The organism is uncultured Mailhella sp. (assembly GCF_944324575.1).
GTDB lineage: Bacteria > Desulfobacterota > Desulfovibrionia > Desulfovibrionales > Desulfovibrionaceae > Mailhella.
The window spans coordinates 15522-31376 of record NZ_CALUWV010000020.1 but is presented as its reverse complement, the minus strand read 5'-3'; the positions used below and the strand labels follow the sequence as shown (position 1 = coordinate 31376).

Annotated in this window: 10 protein-coding genes; 7 read left to right on the top strand and 3 right to left on the bottom strand. The window is 51.7% G+C overall.

Annotation, left to right across the window (positions count from 1 at the left end; translation table 11 throughout):
• The 3 genes from Q0J81_RS04185 to Q0J81_RS04175 form a co-directional block, all read right to left on the bottom strand.
• Positions 1–1080: hypothetical protein (locus Q0J81_RS04185; protein ID WP_294446182.1), on the bottom strand; the 1080-nt coding region annotated here is incomplete at its 3' end.
• Positions 1081–1092: 12 nt separating this feature from the next.
• Entirely contained in the window at positions 1093–2445 is a 1353-nt protein-coding gene (locus tag Q0J81_RS04180) for a hypothetical protein (RefSeq protein WP_294446181.1), read from the bottom strand.
• The gene (locus tag Q0J81_RS04175) at positions 2442–5705 is read right to left on the bottom strand and encodes an AAA domain-containing protein (RefSeq protein WP_294446180.1); all 3264 of its coding nucleotides are present in this window, start codon (positions 5703–5705) and stop codon (positions 2442–2444) included. The genes Q0J81_RS04180 and Q0J81_RS04175 overlap by 4 nt, the downstream gene beginning before the upstream one ends.
• A 1127-nt stretch (positions 5706–6832) precedes the next feature.
• Between Q0J81_RS04175 and Q0J81_RS04170 the strand changes: the two genes are divergently transcribed.
• From Q0J81_RS04170 to Q0J81_RS04140, 7 genes are read left to right on the top strand one after another with little or no spacing between them, the layout of a single operon-like run.
• The gene (locus Q0J81_RS04170) at positions 6833–7684 is read left to right on the top strand and encodes a tyrosine-type recombinase/integrase (RefSeq protein WP_294446179.1); all 852 of its coding nucleotides are present in this window, start codon (positions 6833–6835) and stop codon (positions 7682–7684) included.
• Positions 7685–7694: 10 nt separating this feature from the next.
• Positions 7695–9113 (top strand): mannose-1-phosphate guanylyltransferase/mannose-6-phosphate isomerase, encoded by a 1419-nt coding sequence (locus tag Q0J81_RS04165; protein WP_294446178.1) that lies wholly within the window; start codon positions 7695–7697, stop codon positions 9111–9113.
• Positions 9110–10465: a phosphomannomutase gene (locus Q0J81_RS04160; protein WP_294446177.1), complete on the top strand. Its 1356-nt coding sequence runs from the start codon at positions 9110–9112 to the stop codon at positions 10463–10465. Before Q0J81_RS04165 ends, Q0J81_RS04160 begins: the two co-directional genes overlap by 4 nt.
• 57 nt (positions 10466–10522) lie before the next feature.
• Complete coding sequence (locus Q0J81_RS04155) at positions 10523–11620, top strand: glycosyltransferase family 2 protein (RefSeq protein WP_294446176.1); 1098 nt, start codon at positions 10523–10525, stop codon at positions 11618–11620.
• Entirely contained in the window at positions 11617–12648 is a 1032-nt protein-coding gene (gene gmd / locus Q0J81_RS04150; protein ID WP_294446175.1) for a GDP-mannose 4,6-dehydratase, read from the top strand. The genes Q0J81_RS04155 and gmd overlap by 4 nt, the downstream gene beginning before the upstream one ends.
• A gap of 56 nt (positions 12649–12704) precedes the next feature.
• A complete protein-coding gene (locus Q0J81_RS04145) occupies positions 12705–13649 on the top strand; it encodes a GDP-mannose 4,6-dehydratase (protein ID WP_294446174.1) in 945 nt (314 codons plus the stop codon).
• The gene (locus tag Q0J81_RS04140) at positions 13646–15709 is read left to right on the top strand and encodes a glycosyltransferase (RefSeq protein ID WP_294446173.1); all 2064 of its coding nucleotides are present in this window, start codon (positions 13646–13648) and stop codon (positions 15707–15709) included. Before Q0J81_RS04145 ends, Q0J81_RS04140 begins: the two co-directional genes overlap by 4 nt.
• Positions 15710–15855 lie beyond the last annotated feature (146 nt).

The window sequence follows — 15855 nt, the reverse complement described above, 5'->3', positions numbered from 1 at the left end:
GCGCTTTCCGGCAAGCTCCCGGCTTCCGGCCTCAAGCGCAGCCTGTTCCCGGCGAAGCTCCTCCATGCGCTGACTTGCCTTGCGGCAGGCCTCTTCCTGTTCCTGCGCCGCCTTTTTCAGCACCGGAAGCTGCGTGTTCAGCGCCGCAAATTCCGTCTTCGCCTCCGCGTGCCGCTTCTGAATGTCCGAAAGCTCCCGCTCCGCGCTCTCGCGCTTTCCGGCAAGCTCCCGGCTTCCGGCCTCAAGCGCAGCCTGTTCCCGGCGAAGCTCCTCCATGCGCTGACTTGTCTTGCGGCAGGCCTCTTCCTGTTCCTGCGCCGCCTTCTTCAGCACCGGAAGCTGCGTGTTCAGCGCCGCAAACTGCGCCTGCATCTCGGCATTCCGGTCTCGCAGGGCCGAAAGCTGCTCACTCAGCTCCGAACATTTGCCTTCAAGCCCCTCTCGCTTCCTTTCCAGCGGCGCTATTTCCCCGTCCAGCGCATCAAGACGGGACTGCCCGGCCGAAAGCTTCTCTTCCTGCTCTTTCATCGTCTGCTCGTTCTGTTTCATCCGTGACTCGCCGGACCTGACGGCAGCCTCTATATCCATCTTCCGTTCAAGTATCTTCTGCAGGCGCTCGTACTCCGCACGAATACCTGCCAGCTCCTCCTTCATTCTCAAGGCTTCCTGGAGCTCCGCATTAACGCTCCCCAGTTCCTTGCGTCTGTCGGCTATTCGTGCCTCCAGATCGTGTTTTTCCGCCTGCATGGCCACAAGACCCTCGATGGCGCTCTCAAGTTCCTTGTGTCTGGATTCCAGAGCAAGAATGTCATGCCTTACGGCCTCCTGCTCCTTGCGCTCTCCATCCAGCTTTTGCAGCTCTCCCTTCTGCGTCGAAATAACGCCTTCCAGCGCTGCCTTGTCGGCCTCAAGCAGGGCTACGGCGCTGGAAAGGTCCGCCGTGTTCTGATACTGCCGCGACACGCTGCTGATGCAGCGCCGCAGATAAAGCACCATGGCAAACACGAAAAAGACCAGCACCACAAACGCCAACAGGGCGATCATCCAGCTCATCACGGGTACGGATATGCTCACGGGCATGGCCGACGCTCCTTATCGCTGTTCCTGAACCGGCTCAAGCTCCGCCGGAACGACACTCTCATTGTTTTCCGAGGCGTTCTGCCCCTGTTCCGTCATCAGTCCCCGTACGGCCGGCTGTTTTCCGTTCTCTTCCGAAGAAGCCCTGCCTTCACGCAGCGCCGCGCTTTCCTGCGAAAGCGCCTGCACGCTCTTCTCAAGCTCGCCGCTTCGCTGCGAAACCGCACCCGCCGCCGCATCCAGCGCCTTGCGCGTCTCTTCCAGAGAAGCCCTGCCTTCACGCAGCGCCGCACTTTCCTGCGAAAGCTCCTGCACGCTCTTCTCAAGCTCGCCGCTTCGCCTGACGACCTCGCTCACCGCCGCATCGAGGGTGCTTCGGGCTTCGGAAAGCGCCGAGGCCATGGCGGCCACCTTCTGAAGTGTCTTGTCGGCAGCCGTCATGTCCTTCTGCATGGCCTGCAAGCTCAACGTCACTTCCGAAACGGCCTTTCTCCCCTCGTCCATCCGATGCGAAAATTCTCCGGCCTCCGCACTGACGGCCTCCGCCTGCTTTCTGAGCGTCATCACAGCCTGCCTGTGCGCCTCGGCGTCGGCAGAAACCGCCTTTTCAAAGGCATTCACGGCCTCATCGTGTCTCTTCTGCATGGCTTCACGCGCCCCGGCAAAAGCTTCGACCTCCTGCCTCATCTTCTCACCCCGGGCAGCAAGCGTGTTTCCCGTCTCGGCCATGGCATCCGCAGAAGACATGAAGCGTCCGAGCGCGGCGGTCACCTGCGCGCTGAATCCTTCCAGCTCCTTCTGTTCCTTCTGCACAAGCTCGTTCAGCTTCTTCTGCGCCTGCGTGCGGGCTTCAAGGTCGGCAAGCTCGCTTCTCGCCTTTTCCACGCCGGCCAGAAGGCCGTCCCGCTCCCCCCTCAGGCTCACAAGCTCCTGCATGAGCGCCGCCCTGTCCTGTTCCGCCTGAGCCTTGTCCTTCAGAAGCGCACTCTGCTGCTCCTGAAAAAGACGCAGCGTTCTGTCTGCCTCGTCGCGCTGTGCCACGGCGCCGTCGCGCTGAGCAATAAGCCTTCGTACCGCGTCTTCTTCTCCGCGAAGTCCGGCAATCGACGCCTCAAGCGCCGCCTTCTCGGACCGCGCCTGCGCAAGACGTTTCCCAAGATCGTCGAATTCCTGCTTCATGACCGGCATCTCTTCAAGCATCTGCCGGTGCTCCGCGAGTCTTCCCTCAAGGTCCGCACGACGCTCTTCGGCGTCCATCACTCCGGCCCCTATGTATATGCACAGCGCCGCGGCTCCCAGCGCCCCCGCTCCCAAAAGCCAGAGAGGCGGGAAAAACCTGCCCAGCGTCATCGTCTTCTTCTCCGTCATGCTTCCGCCTTCGAGCCATGCTGCTCGCGCATCTCGTTCCATACCTTCTGCACCCGGGCCACGCAGCCGGGCAGATCTTCCCTCAGCTCATACGTCCAGAAGCGTATCACCCGCCATCCGGCCGCATTCAGTTCCAGCGTTCTCCACAGATCGTCGCTCCTTCGGTGCCCTCCGGCATCCCGGTGACAGGCTCCGTCCACCTCAATATCCAGACGACATTCCGGCCGGGAAGAATCACGCAGGGCAAGGTCCAGCCTGCGATATCCAACGGGAACCTGCGGCAGCGGATCAAGTCCCGCCTTCTGCAGAGCCTCGGCCAGCATCTTCTCATACGGCGACTCGTAGGGATACCACGCCGTCTTATGAGCAGGCACGGCCCTGAGACGCGCAGGCTCCGCCAGAAGCTCGATGTGGTTCATGCCGCAGCGCGCCGCCCATTCCCGGTCACCCACCATGTAGAGCATGGCCCGGGCACGGCTCACCGCCACGTTGAAAATATTGGGATTTTCCCGAAGAAAATGCAGCGCGCCGCTCGTCAGATCGTCGCCGCCGCAAAGACTGAATATCATCACGTCGCGCTCGTCGCCCTGAAAGCCGTGCGCCGTGTCCACATGCACGCACGCCCGGCGCAGAAGCTCCCGGTCGATGCCCGAAATCTCCAGCCTGTCCTCTATGCGCTGCGCCTGCTCCCGAAACGGCGTGACGATGCCCATGGTGCCTTCAAAGCGGGCCGTGACAAGAAGTTCCCGCACAAGTGCCGTCACCTCTTCCACCTCTTCGCCGCACCAGCAGCTTCTCTGGCCCGCACCGCGGCATATATTTCCCTGCACACAGCGCCATTCCACCGCGCCCGAAGCCCCCTTCGGACGGTTGAGCCGTCCCTCGTCGGTACCCACGCTCAGCCTGCCGCCGTAAAAGAGCCGGTTGGAATATGCGGCAATGTCGCCGGAACTGCGGAACGTGCAGTCCAGCAGAAACGACATTGCGACATCGGAGCCCGAAGCGAGGTCGTAAAGAGAATTGTCCGCAAAGGTGAAGCGCAGATCCTTCATGGACGTCATGTGAAGCTCGCGCTGAAGCAGTGCCTCGCGATCGGCGGTCATGTGGGAAACGAATCGCAGCTGCCTCGGGTCGCCTATCACCCCCGCCCGCTTCGCCCGAAAAAGCAGCGGTATGGCCGAAGGAATGTTCGACTGGCTGGCCTCGTCGATGAGCACGAGATCGAACAGCGCCGGAACAAGCGGTATGTAGCGCCCCGCCGAAAGACTGGTCACCGCCCAGCAGGGAAAGGTCTGGAATACCACGGGCAGCTTTTCCGGCAGCTCCTTATAGAGCAGTTTCAGCACGTCGGCGGAAACAAGCGCGCTTTTCGCCGAGGCAAGCGCGCTCTCAAGCCCCTTCAGCGCCGACTTTTCCACCCCCTGCGGCAGATGCCCGCGAAGCACTGACTCACGCCGCTTCACGCCGGGCATCTGCGCCCTGACAAGGCTGTCCAGCCCGGCGACCTCTTCGCTCAAAGCTTCCAGCGACGGCATGGCCTTCAAGCGCGCTTCGCATTCCTGTCTCTGCTCCATGAGCCCAAGAACGTGCGCCACCTCCTCAAAGGCCCCGGCAAGGGGCTTCATGTCCGCGCGCCACGAATATACCGGTCCCTTTTTCCAGTGCCTCAAAAGAGCCCTGCCCGCCCTGTGCAGACACCAGAGCGCCCCGGGCCTCCCCCGCAGAAAAAACATGCGCAGGGCCGTTGTGTCCCCGCACGTCCGCGCCAGCCGGGCGGCTTCCCGGTACAGCGGCAGATCCTTGATATCCCCCTCGGAAAACGACGAAAGATACGGCCTTGCCGCAACCTTGGCGGCGATGTCCGCCCCGAGATCGCCGAGCCTTCGGCCATACTGCTCCACCTCGTCCGCCTCAAGGCTTCGTTTGCCCTGCTCATCAAGCAGACGACAGAAATCCTCCAGCAGTTCCGCATCCGTCCCGTCGCCTTCGGGCATGGAAAGCATGGCCTTGAGCGCCTTCTGCATGCCGAAGGAAAGATTGGGGTCCGCCTTGTCGTTGCAGCGAGCCACCAGCGGCCTGCCCTGCGTCACAGGCTCCAGACGCTCCATCACGGCGTCGATGGCCTTGTGGTTGTAGCTCGATATGAGCACCGACCGGCCGCGAAGCCTCGCGTTGAACACCGCCCCCGCCACCACCTGACTCTTGCCGGTTCCGGGCGGCCCCTGAATGACGGTCAGCGGACTTGTGATAAGCGATGCGACCGCCCGCCGCTGCGTGCCCGTCAAAGGATGCTCCGACGCCACGCCCCCCGAAGCCGGACCAGCGCTTTCCGCACAAGGCGATCCTTCCGCAAACACATGAGCAAGCGCCGTCTGGTCGAGCAGCTCGTCAGGAGTCCTTGCAATGGTCTGAAGCTCGGCGACAAGCCTCTTTATGTATCTGCTGCACCGGCTGGCCATAATGACGGCCCGGTTGTAGATGCCGCTTCCGTCCTGCGGATCAACGGGGCTGTCCGAAACGCAGCGCGGATCAAGCGGCTCCCGTATATGCCTTTCGTCGGCCGAGGAGAGAATCTGCGCCAGACGAAAAAAGTCCGGAGCGTCGTCGTCCGTAACCCCTTCATCCCCGCCGCCATTCTCTCCTTCATCCCCGTCCATGGAAGCGTACATGCCGCAGGCTTCCAGAAAGGCCCGCCTTTCACTGCCTTTGGAGAAGGCCCGTTCAAGCCACTCCTTGTTGACGGAAGGCCGGGCAAGTCGGGCCCGAAGCTCCAGACCGGCCGACGTGAAGCGATGATCCAGCACGTAACAGAACACGGGCCGAAGAAACACGCTGCCGTCCTGTCCCACCAGGGCGCTTACCGGATAGCCCAGCATGAGCGTGGTGGTGTCGGCATTGCGCCACAGATCCCTGAGCGTGCCCGAAGCGTCCGCAAAAGGCAGCGTCTTCCGCCACAGCACGTTGTCTCTGGGATACCAGCGCCCCGTCTCGGAAAGAAAAAGAAACTGCTTCCCCAGCGAATTCTGCCGGGCATGGGCCGTCGATCCCTCCTCAAGGCGGACGCACTCAACGTAGTAGGCCACAAGCTCGCGGAAAAAATCCCAGCGCCCCCGGCGCTGATCCTTATACAAATCTCCCTGCAGCAGGACCGCGCCGAAAGAACTGTGCAATTCCGGCATGCTTCTGCAGGAGAATGCCTTTGTGCCGCCGCGAATCCTGTCGTGACGCATGACAAGTTCCCCGCGCTCGACAAGATCCATGCATATCCGGAAGACGATATAGGCAGGAACATGCAGTTTTCCCGACATATCCCATGCCAGTCTGCGTGGATATGCATCACCATGCAGATCGTTAACGGCGCAAAGCAACGCCGAACGCACATTCTGGTATACCTCAGAGGCTCTGTCTTCTGTACTGCAACGGCTCATAATGACTTCTTTGCACAGGAAGGATGACTTTTCATGCCTTCGAACAGATATTTTATCGTCATTTTGAACACCAAAACGCAATCTTGTCCAGAGCTCTTCCCCAAAACAGTCTGCAATTTGACGGCATCAGTGCAGAATATCATGAAAAAAATGGCAATCACGCCTCTCTCAAGAGCATGCGCGACATGCCATTTCATTATATCGGGTCCGCTTGAAGACTGACAGAAAAAACAGACTTCTCTCAAGAAACAATAAAAGATACCGGCAGTTCCATTAAACTACTCTGTTCCACGGCACGAATCAGCCGTCGAACCTCAGCACGCTGGCCGCAAAAGCAGCGCAGACGCCCTCCCCTGCCGGGGAAAAGCCGTCCCTTCACCTTGGCAAAGCGCACAGCTCGCCGGAGCACCGGCGCAGATAAGCCGTCCGGGCCTTCCTGTCCAGCCCCCTTCCGCGCTCCAATCTTCCGCCCCATAGTCCCCGCGTCTGCCCCGCGTTTCGTTCCGACGCGTACCGTCCGGCCTTCCCCGCCGTCGAACATTCTTTTCCGAGCGCGCCCCATCTTCGGTTCCTCTCCGAAACTCAGCGTCCGCCCTTCTCCAACATGGCAGAACTATTGATATAATTAAAAAATGCTACGTTTTTACACCAAGTTTTCAACGTATGTTCCTGTCATCCCGGGCAAGAAAAAAAACTGACAGCATTATTTTTATCATATTATTTACATAATACTATGTAAATTTTCCCCGAAAATGCAAAGCACAACAAAAGCCCATCCAATCCGTTACATCGCGATAACATAGCGGAAAAGTGTACCTTTTCGGCAAAGGGAACCCGCTTTTTGGAAAAAATTTTTTTGCTGGTTTTTTGTGGGGTTATTTGATATTGATTTTTCTGCTGGCAAATTGATTATAAATGCCAAGAAGGTACACCTTTTTAACGCGGGCCAGAGGGACAACATGACCGCCAAAACAACGCCGGATTCCTCTCGTCAGAAGGAACATTTTTCCAGTCTGCGGGAGTTTGTCAGCGCGCGCTATCTTCCGTTCATTCGTGAGCACAAGCGCAGCTGGCAGACCGACGAGCGCTATCTGGAGAAGTACGTTCTTCCCCATCTCGGCGCGCGTTCTCTCGAGTCCATCGTTGCCTCAAGCATCAACGAGTGGCTTTTGTCGTTAAAAAAGGCGGGACTGTCGGAGAGCACCTGTTACCGCGTGTTCTGGCTGCTGAAATACGTGCTGAACTGCGCCGTCCGCTGGAAAGCGCTCGAAAGCGATGCCGCCTTCCGCAACGCCGAGTGCCCCCGCGTGCCTTCCCGCCGCGCCCCGCACGTACTGTCGCCGGATGAGATGCGGCGTCTCACCGAGCTTTTCAAGGAATACGCCGCCCTTCCCGGCGTGCGTGCCATCCATCTGCTTCTGCTCACCGGGGCGGGCAAGACGGAAATTCTCTCTGCCCGATGGGAAGACGTGCTTGAAGACGAAGGCGTGCTTCTGAGCAGAGGCACCTACACGGAACGCACGCGGCACATTCCCCTCAACAGCGAAGCGCTGGAATTCATTCATACCCTTCCCCGCAAAAAAGGCGTGCCGTGGCTGTTTTCGTCGCCGTCCGGCGGACAGCTCACGTCGCTGTTCTACGCGTGGAATCTGCTGCGCACCGGACTCGGCAGACCGGAACTGCGCCTTCAGGACCTTCGGCACAGCTTTGCCGACACCATGCTCCGCCGGGGACTGAGCTCCGGCGTCGTTCGCGACATCATGGGACATTACAAGCCGGAAACGCTGATTCAGTTACAACCAGAAAAATGATAGGAATACCATGAAAATTCAACCCGTCATTCTCTGCGGCGGCTCAGGGACACGCCTGTGGCCCGCGTCCCGTACCAAGTACCCCAAACAGTTCATGCTTCTTGGAAACGGCAGCAACCTCTTCAAGGAAACGCTCAACCGTACCGATGCCATCATGGATACGGAAGCCCCCATCATCGTCAGTAACGATGCCTACCGCTTCTACGCCAGCGCAGCCATGAATGAAGAAGGCAAAAGCGGCACCATCATTCTTGAGCCCATCAGTCGCAACACGGCCCCGGCCATTGCCCTGGCAGCCTTTGCTGCGCTGGAACAGCAGGATTCCATGCTTCTGGTATTGCCTTCCGATCATCGTTTCGCACATCCCGAAAAATTCTGCGATGCCGTCAATCTGGCCCGTTCCGCCGCCGAATCAGGAATGCTGGTCACCTTCGGCATAGAGCCTTCGAGCCCGGAAACAGGATACGGCTACATCAAGCGCGGCGCCGAAATCAACAGCGGCGTGTTCAGGGTCGACCGATTTCTTGAAAAGCCATCCGAAGACAAGGCAAAAGCCATGCTGACCGAAGGCGGCCATTACTGGAACTCCGGCATCTTCTTCTTCAGGGCGTCGACCTACCTTGAGGAACTCAGACTCTTTGCCCCCTCCATCTGGCAGGCCGCAAAAAAAGCCTGGGAACAACGGGGCAGCGATCTTTCCTTCATACGCCCCGGAGAGGCATTCTGCCAGTCGCCGTCGGACTCCATAGACTACGCCGTCATGGAACACACAACAAAGGCAGCCGTGGTCCCGGTGGACTGCGGCTGGAGCGATCTCGGCTCCTGGGAAGCCTTCTATGAAGTGTCGCCCAAGGACGACAACGGCAATGCCTGCGAGGGCGACGTCATCGTCGAAAATGCCAGCAACTGCTATCTGCGCAGCTCCGGCCGTCTCATCGCCGCTCTGGACGTCCACGATCTTGCCGTGGTGGAAACCCGCGACGCCATTCTCATCACCGATCGCCGCAAGTCCCAGGACGTAAAGCACGTGGTGGAAAAGCTTAAGCTGGAAAAGCGTCCGGAATCCGACATTCACCTCAAGGTGTACCGTCCCTGGGGCAGCTATGAAACGCTGGTCCTTTCCGACAGGTTCCAGGTCAAGCGCATAGTGGTGGATCCCGGAGAAGAAAATTCTCTTCAGCTCCACTACCACAGGGCGGAACACTGGATCGTGGTGAGCGGCACCGCCGAAGTCACCATAGGCGACAGCAGCCGCCTGCTCACGGAAAACGAATCCGTCTATATCCCGCTCGGCATGAAGCACCGCATCAAGAATCCGGGCACCATTCCGCTCGTTTTCATTGAAGTGCAGTCCGGAGCCTATCTCGGAGAAGACGACATCGTACGCCTGCAGGATGACTACGGGCGGGCGGGGGAGACCAAAGCATGAATCTTTCCGGCTTCAAGGCCTATGATATCCGCGGCAAATATCCTTCTACGCTGAATGAGGAAATGGCCCGCCAGATCGGCTATGCCTACGCCAGGCATTTCGGCGCAAAACGCGTGGTCATCGGACACGACGCCCGTCTTTCCGGCCCTGCGCTCTATCATGCGCTGGCCGACGGCCTGCGCGCAGCGGGCGCGGACGTGACCGGCACAGGCATGTGCGGCACCGAAGAAATCTATTACGCCGCCTTTGCCAAAAACTTCGACGGCGGCATCATGGTAACGGGCAGCCACAACCCGGCCGACGAAAACGGCTTCAAGATGGTGCGTGGCGGCGCCGTTCCCGTGAGCGGCGATTCCGGACTTTTCACCATACGCGACCGCATTGCCGAAGGGCAGAACATCCCCGCACAGCTGAAAGGAAGCTTCACCGAAGCAAGCCTCCGCGACGAATACGTGGAGCATCTTTTGAGCTATGTGCATCCAGAGTCGTTCAAGCGCTTCCGCATCGTGGCCGATCCCGGCAACGGCTGCGCCGGACTTGTCATCAAAAAGCTGGCCGACCGTCTGCCTCTCAACATAGAGCTCATCCACGGCGAACCGGACGGAACGTTTCCCAACGGCGTGCCCAATCCCCTTCTGCCGGAGAATCGTGCGCTCACTTCCCGGGCCGTGCGCGAATGCAAAGCCGACTTCGGCCTGGCCTGGGACGGCGACTTCGACCGCTGCTTCTTTTACGACGCCGAAGGCCGCTTCATTGAAGGCTACTACATCGTGGGCATGATAGCCGAAGCGCTTCTGAAAAGACACCACGGCGCCAAGATCATTCATGATCCGCGCCTCACCTGGAACACGCAGGACGTGGTTCGCAGGGCCGGTGGCGTGCCCATAGAGTCCAAGACCGGCCATGCCTTCATCAAGGAGAGGATGCGTGCCGAAGATGCTCTGTACGGCGGAGAAATGAGCGCCCATCACTATTTCCGCAACTTCGCCTACTGCGACTCAGGCATGATCTCGTGGCTGCTCGTGACTCAGCTTCTGAGCGACTCCGGAAAAACGCTGGCCGAGTGCGTGAATTACCGCATCAGCGCCTTTCCGTGCAGCGGAGAAATCAACTCACGCGTGGATGACATATCCGCCGTGCTGAGGCGCGTGGAAGCCGACTATGCCGCCCTTCCCGGCGCAGAAGTCACGCATGTGGACGGCCTTTCCGTGGCCTTTCCCGACTGGCGCTTCAACCTGCGCGGCTCGAATACCGAACCCGTGCTGCGCCTCAACGTGGAAAGCCGCGGAAACAGGGCCCTCATGGAAGAAAAAACGGAAGAACTGCTGAAGAAGATCAGGAGCGAAGGCTAAAGCCGACAGCATAAGATTCTATCTCTGTCACTATGATCTCCCTTACTGCGAGCCTCCATGAAACAACCGAAAATTACCGTTATTACTGCAACATACAATGTCGTTGCTTCTGGTCGAGCAGAAATGCTCGTACAGGCGCTACAGTCTGTCCATGATCAGAACTATGACGGCGAGATAGAACACATCATTATCGACGGAGCATCCGACGACGGCACTCTGGAACTTCTGAATAAATATGTAAAAAAGGGCTGGATAACTGTTTATTCTGAAAAAGATCACGGCGTTTATGATGCCATGAATAAAGGCATTACTAAGGCGTCAGGCAAGTACACGTTTTTTCTGAATTCCGACGACTACTGGATCAACTCTGAAGGAGTACAGGAAAGTATCAGCCTTCTGGAACAGGAAGAAGCAGATTTTTCATTCGCTCCAATTCTTGTCGAAGACAAGAAAAAACTGGTGACTCATCGACCAGAGGCTTTAAAAGATTTCTATTTTCGTATGCCTTTCGTACATCAGTCCATGTTCACACGAACTGATGTATTGAAAGATTTTGGAGGTTTTGATTCCGCTCACTATCGTATTGCCGCAGACTATGATTTTTTTCTGAAAGTCATGCTGGCAGGTAAAAAAGGGGTGTTTTCATCTAAGGAATTTTGTGTGTTTCGTGATGGAGGAATATCTGACAACCATTTTAAAATGAATAGGGAATATGTAAAAATAATATATAATAATATTTCAAAACTGTATAATATTACAGAAGAAGAATGTGCATTACTATATTTTAGATACGCAATATTTCCAGAACTTGAATATATATGTTATAATCATATAAACAATCTAAACAAAAAATATGTAAAACAATGTAATAAATACAATATATGTAATTCATATAAAATATATTTTTTAAAAAATATATTTATATTATTTATTAAACATAAAATAGAATCACTGTTTTATAATGGTATTAATAAAGAATATGCAAAATGGAAAATAATATTTGAAAGAAAAATTATCTCTTCTTTTTCAAAAAATACATTTAATTTATTTGGAATTAACATAATATCAATATACAAAAAAGAAAATATTTATTTAATTTCTATCTTAGGTCTGCCAATTTTTACTAAATTAAAAAAACAAAGGAGAAATAGGTGAAAACTGCACTCATTACCGGTGTTACGGGACAGGACGGCTCCTATCTTGCAGAGTTTCTTCTGGAAAAAGGCTACGACGTACACGGCATCGTGCGTCGCTCCGCAACGGAAAAGCGCGAACGCATCGACCATCTTGAAGGAAACCCTCACTTCCATCTGCACTACGGCGATCTGTCCGACTCCATGAGTCTTGTACGCATCGTTGGCCTAGTGAAGCCCGATGAACTCTATAATCTTGCTGCACAGAGCCATGTGCAGGTAAGCTTCGAAGTTCCGGAATATACTGCCGACGTCGTCGCCACCGGCGTCCTGCGCGTGCTGGAAGCCGTGCGTCTGTGCGGTCTGGAAAAGACCTGCCGCGTCTACCAGGCCTCCACGTCCGAACTGTACGGCAAAGTGGAGGAATGTCCGCAGAGCGAAACTACGCCCTTCCACCCCTACTCCCCCTATGCCGTGGCCAAGCAGTACGGCTTCTGGATCACCAAGGAATACCGCGAAGCCTATGGCATGTACGCCTGCTCCGGCATCCTGTTCAACCATGAATCCGAAAGACGCGGCGAAACCTTTGTTACCCGCAAGATCACGCTGGCCGCCTCGCGCATTGCTCAGGGCAAGCAGGACAAGCTGTATCTCGGCAATCTTTCCGCCCTGCGCGACTGGGGCTACGCCAAGGACTATGTGGAATGCATGTGGCTCATTCTTCAGCAGGAAGAGCCCGAAGACTTCGTCATCGCCACAGGCGATCAGCATTCCGTGCGTGAATTCTGCACTCTGGCCTTCCGTGAAGCTGGCATCGAACTGGAATTTCACGGCGAAGGCGAGGCGGAACAGGGAATAGACAAGGCGACCGGCCGCGTGCTCGTGGAAGTTTCGCCCAAGTTCTATCGTCCGACGGACGTTGTGAATCTGTGGGGCAATCCCACCAAAGCCAAGACCAAGCTGGGCTGGAATCCTACCAAAACATCCTTTGAGGAACTGGTTAAGCTCATGGTCCGACATGACATGGAACTGGTTAAAAACGAAAAGTAATATACGGATGGCAGAACATTGCTTTCTGCCATCCTATTCCACATGAGCTGATGACAATGAAAAAATATCTTATTACCGGTATCGGCGGTTTTGTAGGCCGCTACTTCTGGGAATATCTGCTGATTCATGAGCCAGATGTTCAAGTACTTGGTCTTGATATGATGCAAAAATCACCATGGAACCACCCGGCACTTCAGTATGAAGCACTGAATCTGATGGATGCGTCAGCCATTGGAAAAGTTGTAGAATCCTTTCGTCCCGACTGTATCATTCACCTTGCATCCATGAGTTCAGTCGGACAGAGCTGGAAAGCTCCTGCGGAGTGTTTTAACAATAATACCGGTATATTTTTAAATCTTATAGAAGCTGTGCGCTGTTTTTGTCCCACAGCAAGAGTCCTTTCCATAGGCTCGTCGGAAGAGTATGGAGACTATCCTTCCGAAGCTATGCCGCTCAATGAGAATTATGAACTTCATCCGGGGAACCCCTACGCCGTAGCACGCGTCGCTCAGGAGATGCTCTCTAAACTGTATGCTCGAAGTTACGATCTTGACATTATGATGACGCGCTCTTTCAACCATATCGGCCCTGGACAGAGAGAAGTTTTTGTTATTTCATCTTTTATCAAACAACTTGTCTCCATAAAAAAACATGGTGTACATGGAAAACTTCATGTCGGAAATATAAATATCACCAGAGATTTCCTTGATGTAAGGGATGTTGTCGATGCTTACTGGAAAATTATTAACCATGGAAAAAAAGGTGAAATATATAATGTATGCTCTGGAAATGGAGTAACTCTAAAAAATATAATAGATAAGCTTTGCAATATTCTTGAACTACATATTGATATTGTGATAGATGAAAGTCTTATAAGACCAACAGATAATCTTCATGTCATTGGTGATAATTACAAATTATGTCATAATTTAGGATGGAATAGAAAATATTCTATGAACGACACGCTGAAAGACATGATAGATTACTGGAGGAACGTATGAAAAAACTTCTCTATATAGGACATAGTTATCATTATAAAACAAAATCGACAGCTTTTCTCAGAGACCTTCTGCGTGAAGAATATGAAGTCGAAGAATTCGGCTATGACCCTTATTTAAACACGTCATCCGCTTATTATAAATTAAATAAAAAAGAGTTTGATATTGTTGTATGCTTTCAGATCATGCCTTCTCTGAATGAACTAAAAAAGTATGTAAAATTCAAGACAAATATCTTTTTTCCTATGTATGATGGTGCACCAAGCAGAAGTGACCACATATGGGATGAATATAAAGATTCTCTTATTATCAATTTTTCAAAAAAACTCCATGATGAACTTTATGCATTAGGATTCAATTCCAAATATATACAGTACTTTCCAAAACCGATGGATAATATTAGTTTTGGAGATGAAAAATCTGTATTTTTTTGGAATCGTATAGAGCAAATAAATATCAATACCGTGCATAATATACTGAGAGAGTCGAATATCAATCATGTACATATACATAGAGATCTTGATCCAGGACATAATATTATAGAATTAAATAAGCCCTGGGATGTGTGCTTTTCCGAATCATCGTGGTTTGATGATAAGAAAGATTTAATAAATAAAATTATGGAGTCATCTCTCTATATAGCCCCCAGAGTTTTTGAAGGCATCGGCATGAGCTTTCTTGAAGCCATGGCCATGGGCAGATGTGTCATTGCCCCTGACTGCCCTACAATGAATGAATATATTGTATCTGGGGAAAACGGCTACTTATATGATCTATCAACTTCATATCCTATAGTTATAAATGACATACAGTCCATACAAAAAAATACTATTTCATTCATAAAAAAAGGATATGAAAAATGGAATAATGAAAAATATAATATAATAAAATGGATTAAGCAAAAAAATGATATTGATTATGGCTTAAATCTTCCAAAAATAACAATTATAACTTGCACCTATAATCTTATAAAAAATTTACGAGTCAACCCATTCTATAAAATGGTTGATTCCATTAATAAACAGGACTACCGTGGAGAAATAGAACACCTTATTATAGATGGAGCATCAAAAGACGGAACTATAGAGATGCTTCATAATGTAAAAGGAAAATTTAAAGTTTTCTCTTCTCCTGACAATGGCATTTATGATGCTATGAATAAAGGCATCAGTCATGCCACAGGTGAATTTATAACTTTTTTAAATTCGGATGACTTCTATTGTAGAGATGATGCTATCTCCTCCAGCGTTCATAAACTTTTACTTGAGAATGCCGATGTATCCTATGCTGATGCTTATATTATTGATAAGAAAACAGAAAAGATAAAGTCTTACTGGAAAGGCAGTCTCAATCTAATCCCCTTTGGTCAATATCCTTGTCATCAAACTATAGTAGCAAGACTCTCTGCTGTAAAAGAGGCCGGTTGCTTTAATAGTAAATTAATATGTATTGCAGACAATAACTTGACATGTGCAATGTTAGGATTAAACAAAAAGTTTGTTTATATTAATAAAATAATAATAAAATTTAGAGATGAAGGATTGTCTAATGATCCTTCATATACAAATAAAATAAATCTTGAAAAAGCTATTCATGGATCTGAAGTCTTCTATAAATATTTTTCAAACTCCATGACTCTACAAGAGTGTAACACACTATTTAATTTTCATTTTTTATCTAAAAATAAAAATGATGTATTTTATCTTGGAGAAAAACTTATATTTAAAGAATGGAAATTCGAGTTTTATAAGGCATTATTTTCAACAAACTCTTATCTTGTTAAAGATATAAACTCTTTATACATAGATTATAACAACGATTATTTTTATTGCATAAGAATAAAAGATTTTATATTTTATTATATTTCATATTTTACAAATAAAAATAGCTTTATATTAAAGAAAGAATGTTTTTTGGAGAAAGGCGGAATATCAACACTATTACATAACTATATCAAATACAAAAGATATCAAATTGCTTCAGTATTTTTATTTGGAGAAGTAAAAATAAAATACAAAAGCAAATATAAATTAATAAAAAATAAAAAAATTTATATTAAATAATATACTGTATATTATATTGCTATCTTTAAGCAATACATTTTAAACTTGCATAATATCATAAACTTATTAACGGAAAGGTTAACTGCTCAAAAGCATAACAAACACATAATGCCTGACGAGCAGCCTAGCAAGAAACGATGAAATTC

What these genes read in the sequence shown, in the direction of transcription:
- Q0J81_RS04140 (WP_294446173.1), top strand. Translation starts at nt 13,646, where the DNA reads ATGAAAAAACTTCTCTATATAGGACATAGTTATCATTATAAAACAAAA.
- Q0J81_RS04170 (WP_294446179.1), top strand. Translation starts at nt 6,833, where the DNA reads ATGACCGCCAAAACAACGCCGGATTCCTCTCGTCAGAAGGAACATTTT.
- Q0J81_RS04145 (WP_294446174.1), top strand. Translation starts at nt 12,705, where the DNA reads ATGAAAAAATATCTTATTACCGGTATCGGCGGTTTTGTAGGCCGCTAC.
- Q0J81_RS04155 (WP_294446176.1), top strand. Translation starts at nt 10,523, where the DNA reads ATGAAACAACCGAAAATTACCGTTATTACTGCAACATACAATGTCGTT.
- Q0J81_RS04180 (WP_294446181.1), bottom strand. Translation starts at nt 2,445, where the DNA reads ATGACGGAGAAGAAGACGATGACGCTGGGCAGGTTTTTCCCGCCTCTC.
- Q0J81_RS04165 (WP_294446178.1), top strand. Translation starts at nt 7,695, where the DNA reads ATGAAAATTCAACCCGTCATTCTCTGCGGCGGCTCAGGGACACGCCTG.
- Q0J81_RS04175 (WP_294446180.1), bottom strand. Translation starts at nt 5,705, where the DNA reads ATGGATCTTGTCGAGCGCGGGGAACTTGTCATGCGTCACGACAGGATT.
- Q0J81_RS04160 (WP_294446177.1), top strand. Translation starts at nt 9,110, where the DNA reads ATGAATCTTTCCGGCTTCAAGGCCTATGATATCCGCGGCAAATATCCT.